At 51.1% G+C, this 282-nt stretch carries 1 protein-coding gene; it reads left to right on the top strand.

Features of this window, described 5'->3' with window-relative positions; translation table 11 throughout:
• Positions 1–62 precede the first annotated feature (62 nt).
• On the top strand, positions 63–282 hold a 220-nt coding region (rplV, locus tag Q4563_RS19375; RefSeq protein ID WP_303605675.1), incomplete at its 3' end, for a 50S ribosomal protein L22.

The raw sequence follows: 282 nt of genomic DNA, 5'->3' as shown, positions 1-282 counted from the left end.
GACTCGGACTTACAAGGGTCACGTAGCGGATAAGAAAGCCAAACGCTAAGAAGGGGTGAAGTATGTCTGAAGTAGCCGCTGTTTTACGTGGTGCTCGCTTGTCCGCTCAAAAAGCGCGCCTGGTCGCAGACCAGATCCGCGGTAAGAAAGTGGATGAAGCTCTGGAAATTCTGACTTTCAGTACCAAAAAGGGTGCTGAGCTGGTCAAGAAAGTTCTGGAATCTGCCATCGCCAACGCTGAGCACAATGATGGCGCTGACGTAGATGAGCTGAATGTCAGCA

This window comes from Gilvimarinus sp. 1_MG-2023 (assembly GCF_030548285.1).
The sequence above is the reverse complement of the archived record's forward strand: the minus strand, read 5'-3'. Positions and strand labels throughout refer to the sequence as shown.